General features: G+C 68.5%; 22 protein-coding genes. 6 read left to right on the top strand and 16 right to left on the bottom strand.

What is annotated here, in order from left to right:
- Positions 1–89 precede the first annotated feature (89 nt).
- The 5 genes from ABS78_RS19820 to ABS78_RS19800 all read right to left on the bottom strand — a co-directional run bounded on the left by ABS78_RS19820 (position 90) and on the right by ABS78_RS19800 (position 3,911).
- Positions 90–251 (bottom strand): hypothetical protein, encoded by a 162-nt coding sequence (locus ABS78_RS19820; protein WP_293383515.1) that lies wholly within the window; start codon positions 249–251, stop codon positions 90–92.
- Between the two features lie 362 nt (positions 252–613).
- Positions 614–2,086: an exopolysaccharide biosynthesis polyprenyl glycosylphosphotransferase gene (locus tag ABS78_RS19815; RefSeq protein ID WP_293383512.1), complete on the bottom strand. Its 1,473-nt coding sequence runs from the start codon at positions 2,084–2,086 to the stop codon at positions 614–616.
- Positions 2,087–2,158: 72 nt separating this feature from the next.
- Entirely contained in the window at positions 2,159–2,854 is a 696-nt protein-coding gene (locus ABS78_RS19810) for a sugar transferase (RefSeq protein WP_293383509.1), read from the bottom strand.
- On the bottom strand, positions 2,847–3,083 hold the full coding sequence (locus ABS78_RS19805) for a hypothetical protein (protein WP_293383506.1): 237 nt from the start codon (positions 3,081–3,083) through the stop codon (positions 2,847–2,849). Before ABS78_RS19805 ends, ABS78_RS19810 begins: the two co-directional genes overlap by 8 nt.
- 156 nt (positions 3,084–3,239) lie before the next feature.
- Positions 3,240–3,911, bottom strand: a complete 672-nt coding sequence (locus ABS78_RS19800) for a sugar transferase (protein ID WP_293383503.1) — start codon at positions 3,909–3,911, stop codon at positions 3,240–3,242.
- 144 nt (positions 3,912–4,055) lie between these two features.
- Between ABS78_RS19800 and ABS78_RS19795 the strand changes: the two genes are divergently transcribed.
- The 3 genes from ABS78_RS19795 to ABS78_RS19785 all read left to right on the top strand — a co-directional run bounded on the left by ABS78_RS19795 (position 4,056) and on the right by ABS78_RS19785 (position 7,892).
- Complete coding sequence (locus tag ABS78_RS19795) at positions 4,056–4,217, top strand: hypothetical protein (protein WP_293383500.1); 162 nt, start codon at positions 4,056–4,058, stop codon at positions 4,215–4,217.
- 264 nt (positions 4,218–4,481) lie between these two features.
- Positions 4,482–6,593 (top strand): AGE family epimerase/isomerase, encoded by a 2,112-nt coding sequence (locus ABS78_RS19790; RefSeq protein ID WP_293383497.1) that lies wholly within the window; start codon positions 4,482–4,484, stop codon positions 6,591–6,593.
- A gap of 9 nt (positions 6,594–6,602) precedes the next feature.
- Positions 6,603–7,892 carry a nucleotide sugar dehydrogenase gene (locus ABS78_RS19785; RefSeq protein ID WP_293383494.1) on the top strand — a complete coding sequence of 430 codons (1,290 nt, stop codon included), beginning with the start codon at positions 6,603–6,605 and terminating at the stop codon, positions 7,890–7,892.
- Positions 7,893–8,152: 260 nt separating this feature from the next.
- Here the strand turns inward: ABS78_RS19785 and ABS78_RS19780 are convergent, their stop codons facing one another.
- Positions 8,153–10,858, bottom strand: a complete 2,706-nt coding sequence (locus ABS78_RS19780) for a TonB-dependent receptor (RefSeq protein ID WP_293383491.1) — start codon at positions 10,856–10,858, stop codon at positions 8,153–8,155.
- A 474-nt stretch (positions 10,859–11,332) separates the two neighbouring features.
- On the opposite strand from ABS78_RS19780, the gene ABS78_RS19775 reads away from it, so the two are divergent.
- Both ABS78_RS19775 and ABS78_RS19770 read left to right on the top strand, forming a co-directional pair.
- Complete coding sequence (locus tag ABS78_RS19775; protein WP_293383488.1) at positions 11,333–12,940, top strand: FAD-dependent oxidoreductase; 1,608 nt, start codon at positions 11,333–11,335, stop codon at positions 12,938–12,940.
- A gap of 36 nt (positions 12,941–12,976) precedes the next feature.
- Complete coding sequence (locus tag ABS78_RS19770; protein WP_293383485.1) at positions 12,977–13,465, top strand: Rid family hydrolase; 489 nt, start codon at positions 12,977–12,979, stop codon at positions 13,463–13,465.
- Positions 13,466–13,469: 4 nt separating this feature from the next.
- Here the strand turns inward: ABS78_RS19770 and ABS78_RS19765 are convergent, their stop codons facing one another.
- From ABS78_RS19765 to ABS78_RS19730, 8 genes are all read right to left on the bottom strand, one after another.
- Positions 13,470–13,784 (bottom strand): UrcA family protein, encoded by a 315-nt coding sequence (locus tag ABS78_RS19765; protein WP_293383482.1) that lies wholly within the window; start codon positions 13,782–13,784, stop codon positions 13,470–13,472.
- 190 nt (positions 13,785–13,974) lie between these two features.
- Positions 13,975–14,493, bottom strand: a complete 519-nt coding sequence (locus ABS78_RS19760; protein WP_293383479.1) for an RES domain-containing protein — start codon at positions 14,491–14,493, stop codon at positions 13,975–13,977.
- A gap of 10 nt (positions 14,494–14,503) precedes the next feature.
- Positions 14,504–14,920 carry an antitoxin Xre/MbcA/ParS toxin-binding domain-containing protein gene (locus tag ABS78_RS19755; RefSeq protein ID WP_293383476.1) on the bottom strand — a complete coding sequence of 139 codons (417 nt, stop codon included), beginning with the start codon at positions 14,918–14,920 and terminating at the stop codon, positions 14,504–14,506.
- Between the two features lie 65 nt (positions 14,921–14,985).
- On the bottom strand, positions 14,986–15,993 hold the full coding sequence (locus tag ABS78_RS19750) for an NAD-dependent epimerase (protein WP_293383474.1): 1,008 nt from the start codon (positions 15,991–15,993) through the stop codon (positions 14,986–14,988).
- Positions 15,994–16,069: 76 nt separating this feature from the next.
- Complete coding sequence (locus ABS78_RS19745) at positions 16,070–16,897, bottom strand: glycosyltransferase family 2 protein (protein ID WP_293383471.1); 828 nt, start codon at positions 16,895–16,897, stop codon at positions 16,070–16,072.
- A gap of 78 nt (positions 16,898–16,975) precedes the next feature.
- Entirely contained in the window at positions 16,976–19,345 is a 2,370-nt protein-coding gene (locus tag ABS78_RS19740) for a TonB-dependent receptor (protein ID WP_293383468.1), read from the bottom strand.
- A 57-nt stretch (positions 19,346–19,402) separates the two neighbouring features.
- Positions 19,403–20,389, bottom strand: a complete 987-nt coding sequence (locus ABS78_RS19735; RefSeq protein WP_293383465.1) for a FecR domain-containing protein — start codon at positions 20,387–20,389, stop codon at positions 19,403–19,405.
- 94 nt (positions 20,390–20,483) lie between these two features.
- Complete coding sequence (locus tag ABS78_RS19730) at positions 20,484–21,029, bottom strand: RNA polymerase sigma factor (RefSeq protein WP_293383462.1); 546 nt, start codon at positions 21,027–21,029, stop codon at positions 20,484–20,486.
- A gap of 511 nt (positions 21,030–21,540) precedes the next feature.
- Here ABS78_RS19730 and ABS78_RS19725 point away from each other — a divergent pair.
- Positions 21,541–23,397, top strand: a complete 1,857-nt coding sequence (locus tag ABS78_RS19725; protein WP_293383459.1) for a phosphoenolpyruvate carboxykinase (GTP) — start codon at positions 21,541–21,543, stop codon at positions 23,395–23,397.
- Between the two features lie 175 nt (positions 23,398–23,572).
- Here ABS78_RS19725 and ABS78_RS19720 read toward each other — a convergent pair whose 3' ends face one another.
- On the bottom strand, positions 23,573–25,495 hold the full coding sequence (locus tag ABS78_RS19720; protein ID WP_293383456.1) for a nucleoside-diphosphate sugar epimerase/dehydratase: 1,923 nt from the start codon (positions 25,493–25,495) through the stop codon (positions 23,573–23,575).
- A 231-nt stretch (positions 25,496–25,726) separates the two neighbouring features.
- Positions 25,727–26,428 carry a TorF family putative porin gene (locus ABS78_RS19715; RefSeq protein WP_293383453.1) on the bottom strand — a complete coding sequence of 234 codons (702 nt, stop codon included), beginning with the start codon at positions 26,426–26,428 and terminating at the stop codon, positions 25,727–25,729.
- Between the last annotated feature and the right edge of the window lie 85 nt (positions 26,429–26,513).

Genomic DNA, 26,513 nt, shown 5'->3' with positions numbered 1-26,513 from the left:
TGTCTCCGCGCGCCGGCCTCTTGCAACCCCCGCCGAGCACGGCTCAGATCAACCCAGGACTCTCGTTACGACTGGATGAGAAACGGGGGTCACGTCACCACCGACAGCCGGCGGGTGGCTTTCCAGCCGATCGAGACCTCGGATTCGAACAGCACGCGTAGGCCGAAGTCCGGCCAGGTCTGAGAACCCTGGAGGCGCTTCAGGCGCTCGTCCGGGGCGAGGCCCGGTTCATCAAGGGCCGGCAGGTTCACGCGAAGGTCGTGGTCGCAGGACCCAGCCCCGGCTGAACATCCAGCCGTTCGCTCGGCTGGAAGCGCCAGGACAGGCCCTCTGTAGCACGGTTCGGCCCGCCCGATGTGTCGAACCTGGCGAGCACGTGCGCCCGGCAACGTCCCGGGAATTTGAGTTCGTCCAGCGCCGTTGTGTAGGTTCCGAGGACGGTCTTTGCGCCATCCTCGAAATTGCGCCACGAGATGTCGTCGTCGATGTCGTCCGCTTAGACGCCCGCGAAGACTGCGCCGGTCGCGGCGAGAGTCGAGGCGGACCGCGCGCATCGAAAGCGCCGTCGAGGTTGAAACCGGTCGTCCGCCGCTTCCGATTTCATCCGTGAGGCTTAGCGCACCGCTCCGCTGTCGCCCAGCAGGCATGGCGCGGTCCGCAGGATGATCGAGAGGTCCAGCCAGAACGAGCGGCGCTCCACGTACTCCAGGTCCAGCGCGACGCGGCGGCGTACGTCGGCGGCGGTGTCGACAGGGCCGCGGGACCCGTTGACTGCGGCCCAGCCGGTAAGGCCCGGCTTGATGCGATGGCGGTGGGCGTAGGTCTCCACAAGCTTGCTGGCTTCGGCGCCCCCGCTCAACATTCCGATGGCGTGCGGGCGGGGACCGACGACCGACATTTCGCCGGTGACGATGTTGAAGAGTTGCGGGAGCTCGTCGAGGCTGGTCCTGCGGATGAAGCGGCCCACGCGGGTGACACGGTCGTCGTCAGCCGTCACCTGTCGCGCGGCGCGATGGTCGCTGGCCTCCGTGCGCATGGAGCGGAACTTCCAGACCGTGATCTCTTCGTTCATGAGTCCATGGCGCTTCTGTCTGAAGAAGACCGGCCCCGGGCTGTCCAGCTTGATGGCGAAGGCCACGGCCGCCATCACGGGGGCGAGGGCCACGAGCGCGCCCAGGCTGAGCGCGAGGTCCAGGATCCGCTTCGCGAGCAGATAGCCCGAGCGTTCGGTGGCGCCGGAGACGTGCATCAGGTCGAAGTCGGCGATGCGGCCCATGGCGCGCGACTGCGCGTCTTCGTCGTCCTCGTCGAGAAGCAGGGAGATGGGATTGGGGACCGGCGCCAGGCGCTCCAGCAACTGGGCGATCCGGGGCCCCGCCCGCGGCGGCACGGTGATCACGATTCGGTCTACGAAGGGCAGGATGCGGTGATCGATGAGGTCGGCGGTCTTCCCCAATACGGGAACGCCATGGACATCGGGCCCGACCCGGTCGCGGCGGTCGTCGAAGACACCCAGGATATTGACGTCGCGGGTGCGCAGCGCGCGCCGGATCAGCCGCTGCGCCGCCGGCGTGCCGCCGACTACGACGAGGTTGGGGGTCAGCAGACCCCGGGCCCGCAGCCGGCCAAGTACAGCGCCCCACGCCATGTGCGTGAACATCAGTGCGGCGGCGGCGGCCGCCGCCCAGGTCGCGCAGGCGATGGCTGGAAAGGTGGGGTCGAGCAGTCCGCAGACGGCCCCGGCGCCCCCGCCCGCGGCGCCTGCGGCGATAAGGAGGCGGCCGAAGCGGCGGCGTAGCCGCTCCCGCATGTTCATCGAGTAAGCCCCGGTGGCGACCAGCAGGACCAGAGCCAGCATCGGCGCGCCCAGCCACATCACGGGCGGCAGCGACATGGCGGCGCCGGCGATCCACGAGGCCAGGATCAGCGCCAGAGCGTCTCCCGCCTGAAACAGGCGCGCGAGGCCGGAACCGGAGATGCGGGAACGTACAGGCTGGAGGCGTTCGGGGCGGAACGGGCCGCGACGTGCGGCTCCTGTGGCTTCCGTGTCGGGACGTGCGCGATGTGCGCCGCTGTCGTCCGCCATTCTGGCTTCCCCTCGATCCTTGTCGGCGGGAACCCTAGCGGCTGGCCCTGAGCGATCCGTTAAGGCGGCGGATCAGTAGGCGTTGGCGTCACCGAAGATGAGGGGAATGGTCCGCCAGACGATCTTGACGTCCAGTCCGAAGGACCAAGTGTCTATGTACTCGTTGTCGGATTCCACCCGATCGAGGATGGCCTGGAACTCCTTCACCTCACCGCGGAAGCCGCAGATCGCGGCATAGCCCGTCAAGCCCGGGCGGGCGCGGAAGCGGCGAGCATAGCCCGGCACCTGCTCGGTCCACAGTTCATCATGCGCCACCGCGTGGGGGCGGGGGCCGATGAGGGACATCTCGCCGCGGAGCACGTTGAGGAGCTGGGGCAGTTCGTCGATCGAGTACTTGCGGAGAATGGCGCCCAGGGCGGTGACGCGGGAGTCGTTCTGGGTGGCTTGCCGGACGACCGCGCCGTCCTCTTCGACCCGCATGGTGCGGAACTTGAATACGGTGAAGATGACGCCGTTCAGGCCCGTGCGCCGCTGGCGGAACAGCGCAGGACCCGGGCTCTCCAGGCGCACGAGAAGCGCCACCGTCAGCAGGAGCGGGAGGAAGAAGAGCAGGGCTCCGGCCGAAAGCACGATGTCGAAGGCCCGCTTGCGTCGGCTGGTGGCCACGGGCATCGCGACGGGCGCCTCCGTCGCTGGAGGGCGAGGCGCGCCACGCGGCGTCCACTCGGCCGCTTCGGCGAAGGTGCGCAACTCCGCCAGGCTATTCATAGCATCGCCGCCGGTCCGGCCGGCCGCCGGGGACTTGCTGGAGGAAGGCCTCCATGGCTTCGGCGCTCCAGAGCCTGACGAGCACCTGGGGGCCACGTTCGCTGAACTCTGTCCGGAACTGGGCCGGGCCATCCGCGTCGGCGGCGTTGGCGCCGACGAAGCCGTAGAATGCCCTGCGGATCCTGTCCGCGTCGTCTTCGATGCCAAACCGCGTTTCAATTCCGGACATGTTCCCCGATCGCCCCGTGGACCATGCCCCTTCCGGAGCAAGAGCCGCGCCAGGGTCCCGTCCCATTGGCGGCGTGGTCTGGACTATATTCGGGTCGGCCACGCATCCGGTTGCAGCCGTGCTTAACAAAAAGTCACCGCCGGCCCGCGGGCCGGGTCAGTAGGCGTGGGGATCTCGGAATATCACCAGGGCCGTTTTGGCGAGGATCGCGATGTCGAGGCCCAGCGACCACGCGTCGATGTACAGGTTGTCGGCGTCGATCCGATCCTGCATGCCACGAAGATCGTGGATCTCGCCCCGCAGCCCGTTCACCTGAGCGAGGCCGGTCAGGCCAGGCTTGGCCCGGAAACGGTCCGGATAGGCTCCGATGCGGGCGCCGTAGTAGTCGTCATGGGCCAGGGCGTGGGGCCGGGGCCCGACCAGGGACATGTCGCCCTGCAATACATTCAGAAACTGGGGCAGTTCGTCCAAGCTGAGCTTACGAAGGACCGCGCCGACGGCGGTGATGCGCTGGTCTCCCCGCGTCGCCTGGCGAACGTCGGCGCAGTCTTCGGTGACCGTCATGGTGCGGAACTTGTAGATCGTGAAGATTCGTCCCCGATGGCCCGTGCGCCGCTGGCGGAAGATCACGGGCCCGCGCGACTCAGCGCGGATGGCCAGGGCGATCGTGAGGAGCAGGGGGAGAAAGATGAAGAGCGCGGACGCCGCGCCGAGGATATCGATGAACCGCTTGCCCGGGCTGGTCGCTACGGAAAGGATGCTTGCGGCAGGTTGCTGCGGCGCAGACGGGCTGGGCGCGTCGATCGTCCTGGCGGTGACGTCCGTCATGGCGCCCTCGAGATCACTTCAACCACGCTCGAGCCTACTCGATCTGTTTACCGCAAATGTTAGCCAACTTCCGACACGCGCTGTTTACGCTCGTCGGTGAGAGTGTGACACAGCCCACGAAATGGGCGGCGCCGGAGTAGAAACATGCCGTCCGACGTACCGGTCGAACTGATCGCCCCCAGGACCGTCACAGAACAGCTGTCGCCGCGCCGCCTGCCTGTCGGTATCGGCCTCACGGTCGGCGCCTGCGCCTCGGTGGCCCTTTGGACCGTAATCGCCTTCGGGGTTCGCGCGCTCTTCGCTTGACGGGCGGCCTGCCGCCCAGCGTCCGACGAAACAGCCAAACTCCGAAATTCAGGCGCCTTCTACGCGTCCTGTAGGCTTTGGGTCAATCTGACACACCTGTCGGGGGAGTCCGAGGACAACTCCGCATGTCTCGTTCCTGACCGCTGGCCAGGTCCCCGGTCGGGGAATCCGGAATTCCCCTGCGGGTGTCCTCGCGCTAGGGGAGGGCGTCCTTGCCGCAGCCGGCTCCGGGAGCGCCCGATCTCGACCTCGCCGATCCTTCCCGTGATCCTCTGCGGCGGCGCCGGCGAGCGGCTATGGCCGGCGTCCCGGTCCGGTCGATCGAAGCCGTTCCTGTCGCCGACCGGCGGGCGCTCGCTGTTCTGCGCCGCGCTTGACCGGGCGCGCGCCGTGGCGAGCGGCGAGGTGCTGATCGTCGGCGGCGCATCCGACCGAGCGTGGATCGCACGTGAGATCGAGGCGGCGGGGCTCGTAGCCACCGTGATGCTCGAGTCCTCGCCCCGCGGCACCGCGCCCGCGATCGCCGCAGCAGCGGTCTGGGCGCGCCGAGAGCGTGGCGACGTCGTCCTTGCGGTCATGCCCGCCGACCACGACGTTCCCGACGCCCAGGCGTTTGGCCGGGTCGTTTGCGCCGCCGCCGTCGCCGCACAGACGACGGCCGTGGTGACCCTGGGCGTGCGCGCCGCCCGCCCGTCGGAATCCATGGGCTACATCGTACCCGGAGCGGGCCGGGACGGCGTCTATAGAATCGCGGGCTTTGTCGAGAAGCCCGACGCCAGTCGGGCGGCCCGGCTGATCGGCGACGGGGCTCTGTGGAACGCCGGCGTCTTCGTCGCCCGCGCCGACAGCCTGCTGGACGAGTTTGATCGCTGGGCGCCCGCCGTCGCCGTCGCCGCGAGGGCGGGCGTGGAAGCCGCGACGGTGTCGGGGGCGAACGTGACCCTGGGCGCTTCGTTCGCCGCAGCGCCGTCGGTCGCCTTCGATCGCGCTGTCATGGAGAAGACGGCTCACGGGGTCGTCGTGCCGGTGGACTTCGCGTGGTCGGACGTCGGCGCCTGGGACGCTGTCCTGGCGGCTTCGCCGCGGGACGCCGCCGGCTCGAGCGTCATCGGCGATGTCCATGTCCGGAATGTCCGGGACGTCCTCGTCCGAGCGGCTCCGGGCCTGCGGGTGGCCGTGACCGGAGTCGAGCGGGTGGCCGTGATCGCGGAGGCCGATGCGGTGCTGGTGTGCGGCCTGGACTCCGCGCAGTCGGTGCGTGAGTTCGCCGGCGTCCGCCCGCTGGCGAAGTTCGCGGACCTGGCGTCCGGTGCGGCGGCTCTGGACTCCTGGCTTTCCACGGCGGCCTTGCCGCTCTGGTCGACCGTAGGGGTTGACGAGGGCTCGGGGCTGTTTCGGGAAGCCCTGACCTGGAAGGGCGAACCCGAGGATCCGCGCTGCCGCACCCGCGTGCAGGCCCGCCAGGCCTTCGTCTTCGCCGCGGCGGCCCAGGACCGTCGTCCGGGGCCTTGGGACGCCGTGGCGCGCCGGGCGTTCGAGGCCTTCCGCGCACGCGCCGCGGGTCCGGACGGTCTGTTCGCCACCGTCCTGTCGCCGGGCGGTCGGATCACCGACCCGGAGGCGCGCCTCTATGAGCACGCGTTCGTCCTGCTCGCGCTGGCGGCGCTTGGGGACGACGTCCAGGCGCGACGGGTGTGCGGCGCGCTGGATCGCTTCCGTCATCCCGCAGGCGGCTTCCGGGAGGCGGGAGCCGCGCCCTTCCAGGCCAACGCACACATGCACCTGTTGGAGGCGGCCCTCGCCTGGGAGGCGGTCGATCCGTCGCCTGTGTGGCGGCGTCTGGCGGACGAGATCGTGACGTTGGCGCTGGGACGTTTCGTGGCCAACGATACAGGAGCTCTGCTCGAATTCTTCGACGCCGATTGGTCGCCGCTGTCGGGCGATGCGGCTGTGGTCGAACCCGGGCATCAGTTCGAGTGGGCATGGCTGCTGGCCGACTGGGGCCGGCGGCGAGGCGACGCGCGCGGCGAGGCGACTGCGGCGCGGCTCTACGAGGTGGGGAATCGAGGCGTTGACGCTGGGCGCGGGGTCGCCGTGAACGCTCTGACTCCGGGACTGGACGTGCGAGACCCTGCGGCCCGCCTCTGGCCTCAGACAGAACGACTGAAGGCGGCCCTGAGCCTGGGCTTCGTCGCCGACGCCCTCGAGGCGGCGAACGCTGTCGCCGAGTTCCTCGACACCCCGGTCCGCGGGGTCTGGCGCGAGCGCATGTATGCGGACGGCGCATTCGTGGAGGAACCGTCGCCGGCGACGTCGCTCTATCACCTCTATCTGGCGATCCGGGAACTGCGGCGGTTTGCGCCGGAAGCGTGCTAGACCGCGGTCATGGTGCTGAACCCCTTCACGCAGACACCGGCGCGGATCGCGGTCATCGGCCTGGGCTATGTGGGGCTGCCGCTGGCGGTCGCGTTCGCGGCCGAGCACGAGGTCGTGGGCTTCGACATCGGAACGGAACGGATCGCCGAACTCAAGGCCGGGCGTGATCGGACGCTGGAGGTGGAGTCCGCCGCCCTGGTGGCGGCCGAACGCCTGACTTTCAGCGGCGATCCTGCGGATCTCGCTGGGTGCAACGTGTTCGTGGTCACGGTGCCGACTCCGATCGACGCTTACAAGCGGCCCGACCTTTCGGCGTTGCTGGCCGCCAGCCGCGCCGTGGGCGCTGCGATCCGGCCGGGCGGCGTGGTGATCTACGAATCCACCGTCTATCCCGGCGCCACCGAGGAGGACTGCGTGCCAGTGGTGGCCGAGGTGTCGGGCCTGGCGTTCAATCGCGACTTCTTCGCCGGCTACAGCCCTGAGCGCGCCAATCCGGGTGATCCGCACCACCGGCTGGCTGACATCGTCAAGGTCACGGCGGGCTCCACGCCGCAAGCCGCGGATTTCGTCGACGCGCTATACGCCTCGGTTGTCCGGGCGGGCACCCATCGCGCCAGTTCGATCCGTGTGGCCGAGGCGGCCAAGGTGATCGAGAACACCCAGCGCGACCTGAATATCGCCCTGATCAACGAATTCGCCCTGATCTTCCGTCGTCTGGGCGTGGACACCGCCGAGGTGCTGGCTGCGGCGGCGACCAAGTGGAATTTCCTGAACTTTCGTCCCGGCCTGGTCGGTGGCCACTGCATCGGGGTGGACCCCTACTACCTGACCCACAAGGCCGAGGCGGTCGGCTATCGACCCGAGGTGATCCTGGCCGGCCGCCGCATCAACGACGGCATGGGCGGGCATGTGGCGCGCGAGCTGGTGAAGGAGATGATCCGTCGTGGCGTCCTGGTGCGAGGCGCCCGGGTGCTGGTGATGGGTCTGGCCTTCAAGGAGAACACGCCGGATCTGCGCAACACCCGCGTCATCGACATCGTACGCGAGCTGGAGGACTACGGCGCCGTCGTCGATGTCTGGGATCCCTGGATCGCCGCCGACGAGGCCGTCGCCGAGTACGGTCTCAGCCTGGTCGAAGCTCCAGCGACCGGTGTCTACGACGGCGTGGTCCTGGCGGTCGCCCACCGCGAGTTCTTGGCGCTCGGCGCGGAAGCGATCCGTGCGTTCGGGCGGGAGTCGGCGGTGGTCTTCGACATCAAGTCGGCGCTTCCGAGGGCGGCGGCGGACCTGCGGCTTTAGCCGGGCGCCGCGCCGCTGACGGCGCCCATCTCTTGGGCAGTTGTCCAAAAGCGTGGCCGGAGCCGGGGAGTCCTCTGGCCGGGCCCGATCGAGGCGGTCAGCTTGGCCTTGCCCTTCGGGGCGTTTCCTCCCTGAACTCGCCGCGCCCGCTGGGCGCGGCCTTTTCGTTTCAGGCCGTCCGTTCGGCTATCGGGAATGAAACCGCCAAATGAAAAGGGCGGCTCCCGCAGGAGCCGCCCCGTAGCGTGCGAAGGCGCGCCTCAGAAGGTGTAGTTGATCTTCGCGTAGTAGAAGCCGCCTTGCCAGTCGACGATCATGTCCGACCGGTAGATGCGGCCGTTGGTGGCCGACTCGCCGATCTTGTCGCGGTCGGGATAGTTGTCGAACAGGTTGCGTACGCCCAGCGTGATGCGCGCCTTCTCGGTGACATCCCAGCTGCCCTCAAGGTCGATGAAGATCTCGGGGTTCCATTTCTGGATGACCGGGTTCGTCACGCTGAACATGTTCTTGTACGGCCCATAGACGCTGGCGCGCGCGACACCGGTGAACGGCCCGAACTTGTGGAAGGCGGTCATCGATCCGCGCCAGCGGGGTTCGGAGTGCTTGAAGTCGTAGGCGTACTCGCCGTCGAAGAACCGCCGGGTCACACCGCTGGGGTCGACGATCACCTTCACCTTGTCGACTACGGGCATGTTCCAGTTGAACGCCGTGCTGACCGTCGTCGTGTGGCCGTTCTCCCAGTTGTGGGCATAGGTCGCGACCACGTCCACGCCCTGGATCTGCGCATCGAAGGCGTTCTGGAAGAAGTTCACCTGGCCGATCGTGTTGGCCCCGGGGACGTTGGCGGCGATGAGGGCCGCCTGGAGGGCGGGGGTCACGGTGATCGGCGTCACCGCGTAGAACATGTCGTCGATCTCGATGTAGTAGGCGTCGACCGAGAGCGTCATGCTAGGCAGCGGCGTGGCGGTGATCCCCACCGAAAAGTTCTTGGATTCCTCAGGCTTGAGCGGCTGGGCACCCAGGAACTGGGCGACCGGGTTGGTCGCCGGGAAGAGGCCCTGGGCGACGGGCTGGCCGTTGTTCACCACCGTCGAGACGATGGTGGTGAAGTTCTGCCCCGTCGTCGGCGCCCGGAAGCCCGTGCCGACGGATCCCCGCACGGCGAAGATATCGTTGATCTCGAAGCGGCCGGCCACCTTGTAGTCGACGGTGGAGCCGAAGTCCGAAAAGTCCTCGATCCGCAGCGCGGCCTGGACGAACAACCGATCCGAGAGGTCGGTGCTGGCCTCGACATAGGCCGCCTTCGAATTGCGGGTCAGCCGCCCGGCGTACAGCGGCGGGAACCCCGGCGCGCCGTTCGATCCCACGCCCAGCACGGCGTAGACCGGGTTGGTGAAGGTGCGGCCGTCGATCACCTGGGTCATCGAGTTGCAGATGATGCCCTGGTTCTGGGGGGCGGTGGGCCGCAGGGTGCGGACCGCGACGTTCGCTTCGTCGGTGCAGAAGTCGTACGGGTCCTGCTGAGCGTAGGGGCCGGCGATATAGGCCGCCACGTCTCCGGCCTGGATCTCGTAGCCCTCCCTCCGATACTCGAGGCCGAATGCGATCGCGATCGGTTCTGGTGTGAAGCCCGCGAACTCGTAGGTGAAGTCGGCGTTCAGGGCGAGTTCGTCCGACCGCAGCGTACCCTGGTTGAACTCGGTCGGCGTGGCCTCGCCCAGCGAGAAGTTGACCGTATGCTCCAGGTCGTAGCGCAGCTTGTCCACGCCCCAGCGGCCGCTGAGGTCGAAGCCGATCGGGCCATACTCGCCCTTGTAGCCGCCGACGATGGAATAGTCGGTGACCGTGCCGAGATACTCGGGCGTGAAGCCCAGCGGGAAGATCTGGTTGGCGGAGAAGAGGCGACCGTCCCGCATGCGGATGTAATCGTCGAGGTTGTTGGTCGACGCGCCGACGTCGACGGGGTTGCGGTAGTTGAAGTCTTCCTTCTGGTGGCTGCGGCCGTAGTTGCCGAAGGCGTAAAGTTCGCCCACGCCCAACTCGTAGCCGGAGTTGATGAAGACCCGCGTGTACTCGCCTTCGGGTTGGCCCCACTTCTGCGGGATGCGGTTGTAGAGGCCGGCGTAGTTCACGCGCTGGGCGTAGGCGGCGGTGAAGGCGCTTCCCGGCGCGGTGGTCTCGGTGGGGAACAGCGGGACGCAGAACCCGGCGCTCTGGTTCGGGATGTTGCGGTTGCAGAAGGTCTGGACCCGCGCGGTCGGCTGTTCGGTGGCGTACTCGAACGCAGCATGAACGAAGCCGTTTTCGCCCAGGGCGAAGCCCTTGTCGCCAGAGATGATGATCGCCTCACCGTCGCGCTCGTAATACTGGCCGGCCTGGATCGACAGGCCGCCGCCCGAGGCGGAGTCTTTCAGGATGAAGTTGATCACGCCGGCGATGGCGTCCGATCCATACTGGGCGCCGGCGCCGTCGCGCAGGACTTCCACGGACTTGAGCGCCGAGGCTGGAATCTGTGCGGCGTCCTGGGCCTGGACGCCGCTGCCGCCGGTCACCACGAGGGCCGAACGGTGCCGGCGTTTGGAGTTCACCAGGAGCAGTGTCTTGTCCGACGGCAGGCCGCGAAGCGAGGCGGGTCGGATGAAGGTGGCGCCATCGGAGATCGGCTGACGGGTCAGGGTGTACGACGGGATCAGCGTCTTCAGCAGGTCCTGGGTGTCGGTCACCGAGATCGACTGGATGTCTTCCGCCGAGAACGCATCGACCGGCACGGGAGATTCCAGCACCGTCCGGGGCTTGCTGCGCGATCCCGTGACGATGAGTTCCTGGACGGTCTCGGACTGGGCCGCCGCAGGTGTGGCGAGAGCCATGGCGCCGACGGCGACGCCCGCCAGCCAGAAGCTGCGGCCGGCTCGCCAGCCGGCGGGATGGATGACGCTTTGCTCGGCGCCCGTAGATACGGTCTTCATTGCAGGACCCCCTCTTTGAATGTTGGGCCCTTCTCCGCGCTCCCCCGCCCGCCTCGGTCACTCCGCCAAGTCTTCGACAGCGACATCTCCTGCCGCCTCCCCGTCGAACGCCTCGTCGAACGCCGATTGATCAGGCGAGGAACGCATCACGGGGTGATGGGTGCAAGAAGTCAAAGCGTGCGACTTGGTCATATGCCTCAAACCCGCGCGAAATATTGTGTTTCGGATCGAAAAATCGGCAGATTTTCCAAAATTGACTTCAGTGATTATTTCTGTAGGCGGATTTTTGAAGTATTTGATATTTTGACATCTTCGTCACTTGTTAGATTCCGTGACATCTGGCGCCCGATATCTGGGCGACGATCGGACCGAGGGCGTTCGGATGGTCGCAATCCCTTGCCAGCCGACGCTGGTCCGGGGGGATTTCGGAGGGCCGCCGATGCAGGCGGCGCCTGAACTGCTCCGGAGTCCGTCATGGGTCTGAGCCGCCGCCGATTCCTCCAACGCCTGGGCGCCGTGGGTGGCTATGGGGCGGCCTATTCGGCCATGACCACGCTGGGCCTGATGGCGGCTACATCGGCCGGGGCTGCGCCCCGACTGCCGGCAAATCTGGGATCGGGCCGCACGGTGCTTGTCCTGGGCGGCGGCGTCGCCGGGCTGGTCGCGGCCTACGAACTGGAGCGCGCCGGGTTCTCGGTGACCCTGCTGGAGGCGCGCGAACGGCTCGGCGGGCGGAACTGGACGCTTCGCGGTGGCGACAAGGTCGAGATGGTGGGGACGCCCGACCAGACCGTCGGATTCCAGGACGGCGTCTACCTGAACGCGGGTCCGGCCCGTATACCGAGCCACCACGAGGGGCTCCTCGCCTACTGCCGCAAGCTGGACGTGCCGCTCGAGGTGGAGGTCAACTCCAGCCGCAGTGCGTACTTCTGGGCGGCCGGCTCGAACGGCGGCAAGCCCATCCAGATGCGCCAGGGCGTCAACGACACCCGAGGCTACCTGTCGGAACTCCTGGCCAAGGCGTTGAACAAGGGTGCGCTGGATCAGGAGCTTTCGGCCGACGACAAGGCGCGCCTGATGCCGTTCCTGCGGGCCTACGGCGACCTGGACGAGAGCATGGCGTTCAAGGGCACCGAGCGCTCGGGCTTCTCAGAGCTTCCGGGCGCCGCCTCGCAGTTCGGATCGCCCCGGACGCCCGTCCCCTTCAGCGAACTCCTGGCGAACGAACAACTGCGCTCGACGCTGTTCGAGGACATGCTCTACATGCAGGCCACCATGTTCCAGCCGGTCGGCGGCATGGATCGCATCGTGGCGGGCTTCGAGCGGGGGATCCGCAGCCCGACGATCCGAAACGCCGAGGTGACCCGGATCCGGCAGACCGCCACGGGGGCGGCGGTCACGTGGCGCGACCGCCGGACGGGCGTCGAGAGCCTGGCTCAGGCCGAGTTCCTGATCGTGACCTTGCCGCTGAACATCCTGGCGAAGATCGACACCAACTTCGCCGCGCCCGTGAAGGCGGCGATCGCCAACGTACCTTACGACTATTCCAACAAGATCGGCTTCGAGTCGCCCCGCTTCTGGGAGCGCGAACAGATCTACGGCGGCATCTCGTTCGTGGGCGGTGAGACCTCGCTCGTCTGGTATCCTTCGAACAACCTGCATAGCGAGCGGGGGATGCTGCTCGCCTGCTACGGATCGGGGCCCGGCGCACGGGTGTTCGCCGACCGGCCGCTCGGCGAACAGATGGAGATCGCCCGCAGCGTCGTGGGCCGGCTGCATCCCGGCCAGGAAGGCCTGCTGGAGAAGGGCGTGGTCGTGAACTGGAGCAAGATCCCGTTCAACTTCGGTCCCTGGCCGGCCTACGGCGGGCAGGGCGGTCAGGAAGGCCACCTTGACCACCCGTCCTATCGGCTCCTCAATGAGCCTCAAGGCCGGATTTATTTCTCGGGCGCGCACCTCAGCCAGATGCCGGGCTGGCAGGAGGGCGCTGTGCTTTCGGCCCATCGCACGATCGGCTTCATCGCCGAGCGGGCCTCTCAAACCACGGCGTCGACAGGACGCCGGTCCGCCCCCGCCGCATGAATCCCGTTGCGGCGGCCTGAACCTCACGGAGCATCAATGCGCAGTCCTGTTCTTCCCGCCCTGGTCCTGACGCTGGCGGGCGCGCTGACAGCGGCCGGAGCCGCCCAGGCGCAGAACGTCCACGTCAACCCCTCCAACGGCTTCATATCGCGGGCGGTGAAGGTGCCGGCGGGATCCGACATGCTGTATGTCAGCGGCATCACCCCGCAGGCCGTTCCTGGCGCCCCGGCCGAGAGGCCCTTCGGCGATACGAAGACCCAGGTCCAGAGCGTCCTCAAGCAGATCGGGGAGATCATGGCCGGGCAAGGCTACACGTTCGAAGACGTGGTGATGATGCGGATCGTCCTTGTCGGCGATCCGGCCAAAGGCGGCGGCATGGACTTCGCCGGCATGATGGAAGCCTACAACGAGGTCTATGGTCCCCTGAAGAACAAGCCCGCCCGCATCACGTCGCAGGTGGCGGCGCTGGTCCGGCCCGGGATGTTCGCCGAGATCGAGGTCCAGGCCGCCAAACCGGCGAAGTAGGGTCCTAGCGGAGCGCCGCCACCTGGGCGTCGCGGTCGCGGTGGAGGGCGTCGACCGCGGGCGCGTTCAGCTTCACCAGGGCCGTATCCATGGCGTCGGCGTAACAGGCGCTTCGGCGCACCGCGACCTGGACGTCGCGCACGCTGCCGCGTTCGGCGCCGCAGGCCTGGGCGGCGGCGATGTCCAGCCGGCGCAGCATCACCGCGGCGTCCTGCGAGTCGGAGAGGTTCAGGCCGCCCGTGCGGACGGCGACCGACGTACCGGCGAGGGCCGGCGTAGCCATGAGGGCGGCGACGGCCGCGATGGCGAACAGCTTCATGGGGGACTCCTTCCTGGGCGGCCGGTCGTGATCGCCAGCCTTCGGACCGTAAGGTAGTGCGCGAAAAGGGGGCGGGAAAGCCGCCTATGCGCTTGTTTCACGGGCGCGTGACGAAAAGAAGGTCCGGTTCGCCGAAAAAGGCTTTGAGCCCTTGTGGCGCAAAGGGTTGCGGACGCGCCGTCCTGCCGGCTCAGCGCCAGGAGAGCTGGTTCTTCGGGAGCCGGCCGGACGGGTCGTGGACCTCGACCCGGTGCGGCGGTCGCGGTCCCCAGCGCCACAGGACGAGGTTGGGATCGGCCGGCCCGGCGCCGCGCGCGAAGCTGGGGACCAGAAGCCCTGCCGTCCCGCCGTCGGCCAGGCGGCGGATCGCGGCGTGGGATCTCGGCTCGCGGCCTTCGGCCAGGTCGAGCGCCCAGGGGCAGGCCAGGGCCGCCGGATCGACGCCCGCGGCGGCGCAGGCGGCGTCGTCTCGGAGGTCGACGATGTCCTCGCAGTCCACCGCATAGCTGCACAGGAGGAGGGGCTCCAGGCGGTGGGCGAAGCCGGCCGAGGCCTCGCGGACCGCGCCCATGGGCGTCAGCGACAGGTAGAGCGCGGACTGGCCCCGGCGGTTGAAGCGGCCGCCGCGCAGGGCCGCACCCTCGCCCGACAGGGGCGACCAGGACCAGCGGGGGTCGTGGGCGCGATAGGCCTCGCCGGCGAACCTCACCGAAGAGGCCTCAGGCGTAGCCGCCGCTCGCCACGTGATCCAGGTAGTCGCGGACGGCCCCCGCTTGCCCGGCCTTCACGAGGGCCTCGGCCGTCCGGTCGCCGAACGCAGGGATGGGCTCTGCGCGATACCAGGCCATGGCCTGGGCCGGGCCGCCTGCCCAGGCTTCGACCCGGCGCAGAATCTCCAGCATCTCGCGCAGGCGGCCCTGGGTCTTGGGCGCGTTGCGGCGCTCCACCTTCTGCAGCGTTTCGCGGGCGAGGCCGGCGGTCTCGGCGATCTGGGCCTGGGTCATGCCGAAGAGAGCCGTGACGCCATCGAGGTCCATGGCGCCCGGGCCGTGCAGGACGCCGGCCGCGGAGGGCGCTGCGGCCACCGAGGGCTTGCCGGCGCGAGCTCCGGTCCGAACTGTGGCTGAACGCGCCATGCGCCGGCTCCTTTGCCTAAATATAGGGACAATATGGGCGACATGCCGGCGCCCCGCAAGCGCGTTCAGACTCCGTAGTAGTCCCGGTACCAGTCCACGAAACGGCCGACTCCGACTTCGACGGAGGTGGAGGGCGCGTAGTCCAGGACGGCGCGGGTCTCGCCGGTGTCGGCCTCTGTGGCCGAGACGTCGCCGGCCTGCATCGGCATGAAGTTGATCTCGGCCTTGCGGCCCAGCTTCGCCTCCAGCACCTCGATGTAGCGCATCAGCTCGACGCGTCGTCCGGCCCCGAGATTCAGGATGCGCCAGGGGGCGGCGCTGGTGGCCGGGTCGGGATGGGTGGCGTCCCACCGCGGGTCCGGGGCCGGCGGCCGGTCCAGGGCGGCGACCAGGCCGTCGACGATGTCGTCGACATAGGTGAAGTCGCGTTGCATCCGACCCTCGCCGTAGACGTCGATCGGGCGGCCGTTGAGGATGGCGTCGGTGAACTTGAACAGCGCCATGTCGGGCCGGCCCCACGGGCCGTAGACGGTGAAGAACCGGAAGCCCGTGGCCGGAACGCCGAACAGGTGGGCGTAGGCGTGGGCCATGGCCTCGTTGGCGAGCTTGCTGGCCGAATAGAGCGTAATCGGATGGGTGGCGGCGTCGTGGACGCCGAACGGCAGGTTCGCGTGGTTGCCGTAGACGGAGCTGGTGGAGGCGTAGATCAGGTGCCGGGGCGGATGCGCGCGGCAGCCCTCGAGGATGTTCAGGAAGCCCACGACGTTGGAGTCCACATAGGTCTCGGGGCTCTCAAGGCTGTAGCGGACGCCGGCCTGGGCGGCGAGGTTCACCACATGGCTTGGCCGGGCGGAGTCGAAGACCGCCGGCATCCGTTCGCGGTCGGCCAGATCGACCGTCTCGTGGCGATAGGTCCCATAGCCCTGGAGGATCGCCAGACGGGAGGCCTTGAGCCTGGGGTCGTAGTAGGCGTTGAGACTGTCGAGGCCGACCACCGTCTCGCCGCGCTCCAGCAGGCGGCGGCTGAGATGGAAGCCGATGAAGCCGGCCGAGCCGGTGACCAGGATCGTCAAGAGATGGCCTTTCGCACCCGCGGGGAGGTCCGCGAAGCGTGCCTAGAGGCGGCCGCGTTGCAAGGACCTTAAAGGATCAGCGCGCGGCGAAGCGCCGTTCGCGCAGCCGGGCGATCCGCGCGCTCTCGGCTGCGGCGGCGGCGGTGCGAGCTTCGATCACGTCCCGGGCCCGAATCTGGGCCATGACGGGGAACAATCCCTGGAGCGCCGCGGTGACCACGCCCATGCGCCCTTCACGCCAGCCGCCGCGCATCAGGTAAGCGGACAGGAACGTCGCCGCGCCCTTGGCCACAGCGACGATCGCGGCGGGTTGTCCCGCGCGGTCGGCCAGATCCTCTGCGGCGAGGGAGGTCCGCCGATCCAGCCGCGCCAGGAGTCCGCTCAAGTCAGCGCCCAGCATCCGCCGGACGGCTCCCTTCAGTGCGCCGCCCGACCTGCCTTCGAGCGTCGCCGGGGCGTCGAGCCGGGCCGGCGTCCACGTTTTGAGCCCTCGGCGGTAGAGACGTGTCTCGCGTCGGGCGCTGAGCGGACCGGCCCAGCCGTCGCGGATCAGCGTGTCGCCCAGGTAGTTGTCGATCGGCAGGTCGTAGTGGTCGCCATCGGGGCGCATCTGGAGCACGGCGCGGATCTCCCACGCCAGGTGCGCGTCGATCAGCTCGTCAGGCTCGACCTCGAGAACCCAGTCCCCCGTGCAGGCCTCGGCGCCGGCGGCCTTGCGCTGGCTTTCGAGCGGGAAGATACCGTCCAGGACGATGCAGCCGTTGCGGCGGGCGATCTCCTGGGATCGGTCGGTGCAGCGATCGGCGACGACCACCACCTCATCGCAGAACGACAGCTTGCGCAGGCATTCCGCCAGCATGGCGTCCTGGTTCTGCACGCATACGAGCGCCGATAGCCTGATCACCCGGACCCCCGTCCCGATCCCGTCGATTCGTAAGACGCCGCGCGTCTGGAACGCCCCCCAGCGTCGCCGTGGGAATCGTCAGAATGTCGCAGCCAGCCTCACGCCTAAGGTCCTCGGACGCTGCGGGGTAACCTGGCGCACGTCGCCGAAGCTGAAGGGGTTGCCGTAGGCGAAGGTGTCGCCCTCGGCGTCGAAGGGATTGACGACGAAGGCCATGACCCGCCAGTCGCCGGATGCGAGCTCGGCGGAGATGCGGGCGCGGAGATAGGCCTGGCTCTCGGACGGGAGGGTGGCGTCGAAGCTGAGCGCGGATCGTCCCACATAGCTGGCCTGACCCACCACGCGTAAGGTGAGGTCGCCCGTCAGCGGTCGTTCGTAGAGGGCCAGGGCGCCGGCGGAGAGGTTCGGCACGCCGGGAAGGTCGTCCCTGATCCGAGCGGCTAAATCGAAGTTGGGGTTGCGGATCCGCGAGTCGGAGAGATTGGCGTTGACCTGCAAGGAGAACCCGGACGCCCAGTCGTAGGAGATCTCGGCCTCGACCCCGGCGATCTGCGCATCCCCGACGTTGGCCGTGTAGGACAGGCCCGATGTCCGATACTGGTCGGTCTGGACGTTGCTCCAGTCGTCGTAATAGGCGGCGGCGCGCACGGCCAGGCGCCCGTCGAGCCGGCGGACCTTCGCTCCCACCTCGAAGTTGCGCAGGCGATCCTGGGCGAAGGTGGCGCGCTGCTGACGGATGGGGAAGAAGCCGCTGGAGTTGAACCCGCCGGGCCGATAGCCCTCCGAGACGAGGCCGTAGACGAGGTCGCCGTTCTGGAACTCGCGCTGGATGGCGAGCTTGGGGGAGAATCCCTTGAAGGTCCGGCGCTGGTCGAACGAGCGGGGGCCCATGAACCCCTTGGGGTCGATGTCGGCCGTCGTATGGACACGGTTCTCGAAGACGCGGCCGCCCAGCGTCGCGGTCCATCCCTCTCCGAACTCGTAGGACGCCTCGCCATAGACGGCGAACTCGGTCAGACGGTCCTTGCGCACCTCGGTGTAGCGGATAGAGATCCCGCCGGGAGACAGCAGGCTGAGCTGGGACGGACTGCGCTCCACCGAGCGTGCGCCATAGACGCCGAAGAGCCAGCCCGTCGCCGATCCTTCGCGCGAGCGCAGGACGAGATCCTGAACCAGCATGTTCGAACGTGTGCTCTCGACATAGGCCCCCAGGTCCGTGGTGGGGGTCGTGAAGATCTCTTCCAGGCGCTCTGTGGCGTCGTACTGGCTGGAGAAGACATGGTGCACGTAGTTGAACGACGAGGTTAGGCCGCCCCAGCCGAATTCGCCGTGCAGGTTGGCGCCGCCGTAGGAGAAGTCGTTGTTGTGCGCCTCGCGGATCTGGTTTGCGCGCCGAGGCGCCGAGCTGCTCTCGCCGATGCGGGCGATCGCGTATTGGGTGTCGTTCGAGCGCAGATGCTGTGTGGCGGCCAGGGCGTCGAGCCGCCAGCCGTCGGCGAGCACCATCCTGAGCGCGAGCCGCCCACCGTCGCGCCGGGTCTTGTCGACGTTCGCCAGGCCCAGGTTCACGTCGTCGAGATAGCCCCCCTGTATCTCCTTGTAGGCCACCAGCCGCAGACCGACGCGGTCCCTGATGATCGGCAGGTTGAGAAAGCCGTCCACCTCCCGGCTGGCGTCGCCGCCTTCCGTGAGCGCGGTGGCGGCCGAAGCGCCGGCGAAGACGCCGGAAAGGTCGGGCTTGGCGGTCACGATCCGGTAGATGCCCGCCAGGGCGCCCGAGCCGTAGAGCGCGCCCTGAGGTCCCCGCACGACCTCCACGCGCTCGATATCGACCAGGCGAAGATCGGGATCGGGCGCATTGAAGTTCACAGGCGCGTCGTCGAGGTAGGTGCCCACCGTCGAGCGGGTCCGGCCCGTGAAGGCGCCGTCCGAAAGCCCTCGGATGAGCAGTTTGTCGCGCCCAGGGCCGAGGTTGGTGGTCAGGACCCCGGCCAGCTGGCCGACGGACTGCCCCACGTCGACGCTTCGCGTGCTTTCGACCTGCTGGCGCGAGATGGTGCTGACGCCCGCCGCTAGGCGATCCGCGGCCGCGGTCCTCTTGGTCGCGGTGACGACGACCTCGGACACCAGCGCAGGCGGGCGTTGCGGTTCCGGGCGCGACGCCTGCGAAGGGGGAGGGGGGGCGGGCAGAATCCGCACCGTCTGTCCGTCGATCACCTGCCAGCGGCATGGCGCGTCCCGCAGCAGCAGACGCAGGGCTTCATCCAGCGTATGGCGGCCCGTCAGCGAGGCCCGTCCGTCGGGGCCGCAATGAGTGGTGCCCAGCACCGAGACGTTGGCCTGGAGTCCCAGGTCGACGAGGGCGTCGGCGTAGGCGCGGGGCGGTATGGAGAAGCGATAGCGCGCGTCGGCGGCCTCAGCGCGCCCCGCCACGCAAGCGAGGGCCACGCCGCCCAGCACCGTTCGTAAAGGCAGGCTGCGCCTGTCTATGGTTCCACGCCCTCGTCAGCGGGCCGGCGCCCCATCGCGCCGCAGGATCAAGCCCGCGTCGGAACGTACCGCGCTTATGGGAACCAGCAAGGCCAGGCGACGAATGACCGCCGCCTGATCGTCGATGACCAGGACGCCCGAGATGGGTATGGCGGCCAGGGTGGGGTCCTCGATCCGGATCGGTGTGGCGAACTGTTGATTGAGATCGGCGACCACGTCGCGCAGAGGCTGTTCGCGATAGACGAGGCGGCCTGAGCGCCAGGCCAGAACCTCGGCAGGCTCGGCCGCCGCGACCTGCGTCTCCGCCAGGCCTTCGCGGTGATCCAGGCGCTGCCCGGGGTGGAGGCGGTAGGCGCGTCCTGCGGCGCCTTCGCTGGGGCGCACCTCGACCGCCCCTCGCGCCACCGTGACGCTGAGGCGTCCGTCCAGGCGGCGGACGTCGAACTGGGTGCCTACGACCTGGACGGTGCGGTCGCCCGCAGCGATCACGAAGGGCCGGCCGGGTTCATGCGCCACGTCGAACACGGCCTGACCGTGATCCAGCGCCACCCGCCGGCCGTCCTGGGCGAGGGCGACCGACAGCGACGTGCCGCCGTTCATTTCGACGGTGGAGCCATCCGCCAGTTCGAGCGTGCGCCGTTCGCCCTTTGCGGTGACGTAGGTCTGGGTCTGGGGAGCAGACAGCTGCGGCGCGACCACGACGGCCAGAGCCGCGGCGGCCGCCAGGGCGCCGAAACCGGCGATCACGCGGCGGTCGAACGTCCGGGGATGCCGTTCACGACGGTTCGCGAGCGCCAGGCCGACGGGGTCGGCCGCCGCCGCATAGGCCTGGGAGACGGACAGGGCGTCGTCGAAGGCCCGGGCGTTTTCAGAGGCCGCCGACAGCCAGGCGTCGAACACCGCAGCCTCGGCGTCGCCGAGATCGCCGGCTTCGAGCCGTACGACCCACGCCGCGGCGTCTTCCCGCCGCGCGTCATCGTCGTATCGCCGAGCGTTGATCATGAGCCCCTTCGGTGCTGCGGTAAGCAGCCCTTCAAGGGCATAGACGGCGCCGACCCCAAGCTCCCCCCAGGTGTGCGATGCAATTTATGGTAGATCATCGCCCCAACTTTGCGGTGAGCGACTTCAAGGCGGCCGAGACGTGCTTCTCCACGGATTTGACCGACAGGCCCATCACGCGCGCCGTCTCGGCATGGCTCCGGCCTTCCAGCTTGTGGAGGCGGAACGCGCGCCGCTGCTGCGGGGGCAGGTCGGCCGCCGCCTCTATGAGCTGGCGGAGGCGCTGGCGCGAGGCCGCCACCTCGTCGGCGGGCGCGGCGTCGACGACATCCTCGCGGCCGAGACTGGCGTGGGCCACGATCCGCCAGGCGCTGTCGCGGGCCGCAGCGCGGGCCTCGCCGCGTGCGCGGTCCAGCATCACGTTGGTGGCGATGCGATAGATCAGGGCGACCGGATTCTCGGCGGTCACGTCGGGGTCGCGGGAAGCGAGCTTCAGGTACAGTTCCTGGACCAGATCTTCGGCCAGCGAGGGCGACCCCGTTCGGGCGGAGTAGAAGCGCAGGAGGTTGCCCCGGCGCTCGAGGAAGATTTCCAGCAGAGGGTCGGTCGGGCGTTGCGGACCCGGTTCGGCGCGCGCGCTCATGCCCGGCGCCGGAGCGCGGGGGCGGGCGGGGCGGCGCAGGTCTCCGGGCGGATCATTCGCGCGGCGGTCTCCCAGAACGGCCGGACCAGAGATGCCGTATTCCAGCCGCTCCGCCAACTTTCGTCTCGCAGCTTCATTGCGGCTGAGATTGGGGGGCAAGCCGCCGCGGCGGCGTCCTGGCATGCGACGTCATGGAGTTTGCGGCGCCGGGGGGCGGCCGCTTTCGGGGGTGACGTCAGGGGCGTGCGGGTCGCGGGGGAGTGGCCTGCACGCCCATCCTCCGGACCGGCAGATTCGCTTTCGAGGCGAATCCCCGTCCCGATTCCGCCGCATGACGTCTCTAATGCAGCCCTATCCACAGGCGATCCGCAGGATGAGCGGGACACTTGAGCCGGCTTATGCTGGCCCGCGGTATGCAGGCGAGCTTTCAGTCTCTATGAGATTGCTCGCGGGGAGAGAGTGCGGGGGCTTGTCCCACTGTGCCAAATTGGGGTTCGAGGAGTCGTTGTCTATGAACCAGAAGACCGTATCGGGACTCGCGCCCGCGCCGACGAAACACGCCAAACTCGTCCAGTGGGTGCGTGACATCGCCGAGCTGACGCAGCCGGACCGGGTCGTCTGGTGCGATGGATCCGACGAGGAGTGGACCCGGCTGACCGATGAACTGGTCGCGTCCGGCACCTTGAAGCGCCTGAACCCCGAGAAGCGCCCGAACTCGTTCTACGCCGCCTCCGATCCCCGCGACGTGGCCCGTGTGGAAAGCCGCACGTTCATCTGCTCCGAAAACCCCGAGGACGCCGGCCCGACCAACAACTGGCTCGACCCGGCCGAGATGCGGGCCGACCTGAAGGATCTGTTCGCCGGCGTCATGCGTGGCCGCACCATGTATGTCGTGCCGTTCTGCATGGGCCCGCTGGGCTCGCGGATCAGTCAGATCGGCGTCGAGATCACCGACAGCGCCTATGTGGCCGTGTCGATGCGCGTCATGACCCGCATGGGGAAGGGCGCCCTGGAGATGCTGGGCGACGACGGTTTCTTCGTCCCCTGCGTCCACACCGTCGGCATGCCGCTTGCGGACGGGGCGCAGGACGTGCCGTGGCCGTGCAACGAGATCAAGTACATCGTCCATTTCCCGGAGAGCCGTGAGATCTGGTCGTACGGCTCGGGCTATGGCGGCAACGCCCTGCTCGGGAAGAAGTGCCTCGCGCTGCGGATCGCTTCGGTCATGGCCCGCGACGAGGGCTGGTTCGCCGAGCACATGCTCATCCTAAAGCTCACTTCGCCCGAAGGTGTGGTGAAGTACATCGCCGCGGCGTTCCCCAGCGCGTGCGGCAAGACCAACATGGCGATGTTGCAGCCCACGCTCGCCGGCTGGAAGGCCGAGACGATCGGCGACGACATCTGCTGGATGCGGTTCGGCGACGATGGCCAACTCTACGCGATCAACCCCGAGGCGGGATTCTTCGGCGTGGCGCCCGGCACCGGGATCGAGACGAACCGAAACGCGATCGACACCCTGTGGGGCAATTCCGTCTTCACCAATGTCGCCCTGACGGATGACGGCGACGTCTGGTGGGAGGGCCTGACGCCCGAGGCGCCGGCGCACCTGATCGACTGGAAAGGCCGCGACTGGACGCCGGAGAGCGCCGAGCCCGCCGCCCATCCGAACGCCCGCTTCACCGTACCGGCTGCGCAGTGCCCGGTGGCCGCGCCCGAATGGGAGGATCCGGCCGGCGTGCCGATCTCGGCCATCCTGTTCGGCGGCCGCCGCGCGTCGGCGGTGCCGTTGGTGACCGAGGCCCGTGACTGGCGCCACGGCGTCTTCATGGCCTCGAACGTGGCCTCGGAAGGCACCGCTGCGGCCGAGAACGCCATCGGCGAACTGCGTCGCGATCCGTTCGCGATGCTGCCCTTCTGCGGCTACAACATGGGCGACTACTTCGGCCACTGGCTGAAGATGGGCGACACGGCTCCGGATCCGGAGAAGCTGCCCAGGATCTTCTTCGTTAACTGGTTCCGGAAGGATGAGCGGGGCAAGTTCGTCTGGCCGGGCTTCGGCGACAACAGCCGCGTGCTGAAGTGGATCGTAGAGCGCCTGGACGGCAAGGCCGACGCGGTGGAGACGCCGATCGGCCGGGTGCCGGCGCGCGCCAGCCTGGACGTGTCGGGTCTGACTCTGACCGATGCGCAGCTCGACCTGCTGCTGACGGTGGACCCGGTCATCTGGGCCAAGGAAGCCGCCCTGATCCCCGAGTTCTACGAACGTTTCGGCGAGCAGACGCCGAAAGCGCTGTGGGACGAGTACGAAGCCCTTGTCGCCCGGCTGCAATCGGCTGGCGCGCCTGCTCAGGTGGTGGCGGCCGAATAGGCGCGGCGAGGCGGACGGTCGCGACGTCTACGCGTCCGTCACAGGGACGGCGGCGCCATGTGCGCGCGAGGCCGACCCGCCGGGGCGTGCGCCGGGCTTTGCCGGGCGTTTTGGAACCGCGCGGCGCGCGGCTGTTTTCCGGGTTCGGATCGACGGCGGACGCGCGTGAAAGGCTTCAGCCCCCCGAGATGACCCGCAGGTTCGGTGCGCCGGCGGGCTTTTCGCCGCGGACCTGAGCCACGAGATCGAACAGGGCCCGGCGCACGTCGTCGGCGTCGCCGCCACGGGCGATGGCGGCGAGTTCCTCAAGGTGCCCGGGTGTCACGCGCAGCGCCGAACCGGACACCACCTCCATGACCTTCGGCGCGGCCGGCAGCGAGGTCTCGGTCTCGTCGAGAAGCGCCTCGGTCAGCTTCTCGCCGGGGCGCAGGCCCGTGATCTCGATCTCGACGTCGCGGCGGCCGGAAAGCGCGATCATCTGACGGGCGAGATCCAGGATGTTCACGGGTTCGCCCATCTCCAGCAGGAACAGGCGCGAGTCCTGACGGTCGTCTTCATGGCAGGCGGCGGTGGCGTGCAGCACGAGCTGGGCCGCCTCCGGGATGGTCATGAAGAAACGCGACATGTCGGGATGGGTGACCGTGACCGGCCCCCCCCGTTCGATCTGGGACTTGAAGATCGGCACCACCGAGCCAGACGAGCCCAGTACGTTGCCGAAGCGCACAGCCGAGAAGCGGGTGCGGCTGTTGTTGGTGGTCTGCTGGGCCTGGATCACCGCCTCGGCCAGGCGCTTGGTGGCGCCCATCACGTTGGTGGGGTCGACGGCCTTGTCGGTGGAGATCAGCACCATCTGGCCGGCGCCGCAGGCCTTGGCGGCTTCGGTGACGTTCCACGTCCCGACGACGTTTGTCAGCAGCCCCTCGGCAGGGTGGCGCTCGACCATCGAGACATGCTTCAGGGCTGCGGCGTGGAAGACGAGGTCCGGCGCTTCGCGCTGGAACACTTCGACGGCGCGTGGCGCGTTGCGGACGTCGCAGAGCACGGCTTTCGTCGCAATGTGCGGGAAGGTCTCGCGCATCTCGCGCTCGATCTCGAACAGGGCGGTCTCGGAGAAATCGAGCAGGGTGAGGTGGGCGCAACCGAAGCTGGCCACCTGGCGGCAGAGCTCGGCGCCGATCGATCCGCCGGCGCCCGTGACCAGGACGCGCCGGGCGGCCAGGAGGCGGCCCACTGCGCGGCGGTCCAGCTCGATGGGGTCCCGCGCGAGCAGTTCCTCGATGTTGATATCGCGCATCGGCACCAGCGTGAGGCCGTCATGCTGGGCGAGTTCGACGATGGAGGGCAGGCGTAGCAGCCGGATACCGTCGGCTTTCAGTCGGCCGAGCTGCTCGGCCGTCAGCCCCCTGAGCTTTCCGGGCTCCTCGAGGAACAGGATGGCGCGAGGATAGCGGTTCCAGCGGCGCAGGTCGGCCAGGGCCTCGTCCAGATTGTCGATCGCCTCGAGGATGCAGACGCCTCGGACGTTGGCGCCTACGTCGCGCCGGTCGGTGCCGATGATGCCGACGGGCGTATAGCTGCGGTCGTGGCTGCGGGCCATGTCGCGCAGGTAGGTGTCGGCCAGCGAGGGGGGGCCGATGAGCAGCAGGGACGGCGTCTGGGCGAGGCGGTCGCCGATGGCCTTGAGAGGCGAAAGAGTCTCCAGCGCGTGTTCGTGGATCGCCCGGCGGAGGATGCGGACCCCCATGGCGATCACCATCTGGAAGACCGGAGCCATGACCAGGGTGGAGCGCGGCAGACCCTCGGCGCGGTCCAGAACGAACACCGCCAGCAGGAAGACGCCAACCGTCAGCAGCGCGCAGCGCGCCAGCACGAGGGCGTCGGGAATCGACACATAGCGCCACGGCGACAACTCACGCCGAAAGAGAGCGCCGAACACCCCGGCGATGGCGGCGTAGAGGCCGGCGAGTTGGAAGACGCCCAGGGCGCCCTCCTGACCAAACCCCAGTTCGGGCTGGGTCGGCGCCACGAAGAATGCGATGCCGAAAGCGACGGCCGCGAGAAAGGCGTCGAACACGACGGTCTGTGCCCGGACGGCCATTCGCTCCATGCGCCGAACTCCGCTCTCGTGTCGATTCGTCACCATAGGCCGAGGTACGGTCGTCGCCAGTGAAAGTTGCCCGGGCGGTGAAAAACCCCCATCTCGCGTCGGAAATGGGGCCCGGCTCCGCTGTGAGCGCCGCGATACTTAGGAAGACGCGCTTCGGCCGCAAACGAAAAGCCGCCGCGGCGAACCGCGGCGGCTTCCTCAGATCCTATCGGCGATCGCGCGTCACCAGGACAGCGCGATGCTGGCCACGACGCGGCCGTCGCCGTAGCCGGCGGGGTCGTTGGCCTTGGACACATTTGTGTCGTGGTAGCGGACGTCGAAGCTGACGTTGTCGGTCAGGGCGTAGCCCAGGCCCACGTTCCAGGTGGTGTAATCGAGGCCGCCGTCCTGCTCCTGGCGGCCCAGGGCGGCGCTGACCGAGAACTTGGTCTCGGGAATGTCCATCGAGGCGTTGGCTTCGTAGTAGATCGCATCGTCCGCCGCGCCGAAGAAGTTCGGCGAGTAGGCGATGGTCGCACCCAGGGTCACCGGCCCGAACGGCGCCGAAGCCGAGGCGCTGAATTCCCAGAAGTCGTAGTTCGACGCGCCCTTGTCGATGTAGCCGTAGTAGATGACGCCGAAGTCGAACGAGACGTTGCCCAGGGTGGGCGTGATGCCGGCGTACAGATCGAACTCGGCGTCGGTGCTGTCGAGGAAGTCCACGTTCGAGGCCCAGGCCCCGGCGTAGAAGATCCCGGCGGTGACGTCGACGCCGCCCGAGATCTGCGGATCCTGGTCGGTCTGGCTGAAGCCGCGGTAGACGTAGTCGGTCGCAGCCCCCAGATTGAAGGAGAACGACGGGGAGCCGTCGTCCTGCGCCTGGGCGGCGCCAGCAAAGCAGAGCGTGGCGGCAGCGGCCGCCAGCGCGATCTTGAGCGTTCTCATTGAGTATCCCCTCTCATGTCCGCCCGGTCGCAACCGGCGGGCGAGGCCATCGTCGGCGCCCGGCGCTTCAGATCAACGCGAGGGG

It is taken from the genome of Phenylobacterium sp. SCN 70-31 (assembly GCF_001724605.1).
GTDB lineage: Bacteria > Pseudomonadota > Alphaproteobacteria > Caulobacterales > Caulobacteraceae > Phenylobacterium.
The sequence above is the reverse complement of the archived record's forward strand: the minus strand, read 5'-3'. Positions and strand labels throughout refer to the sequence as shown.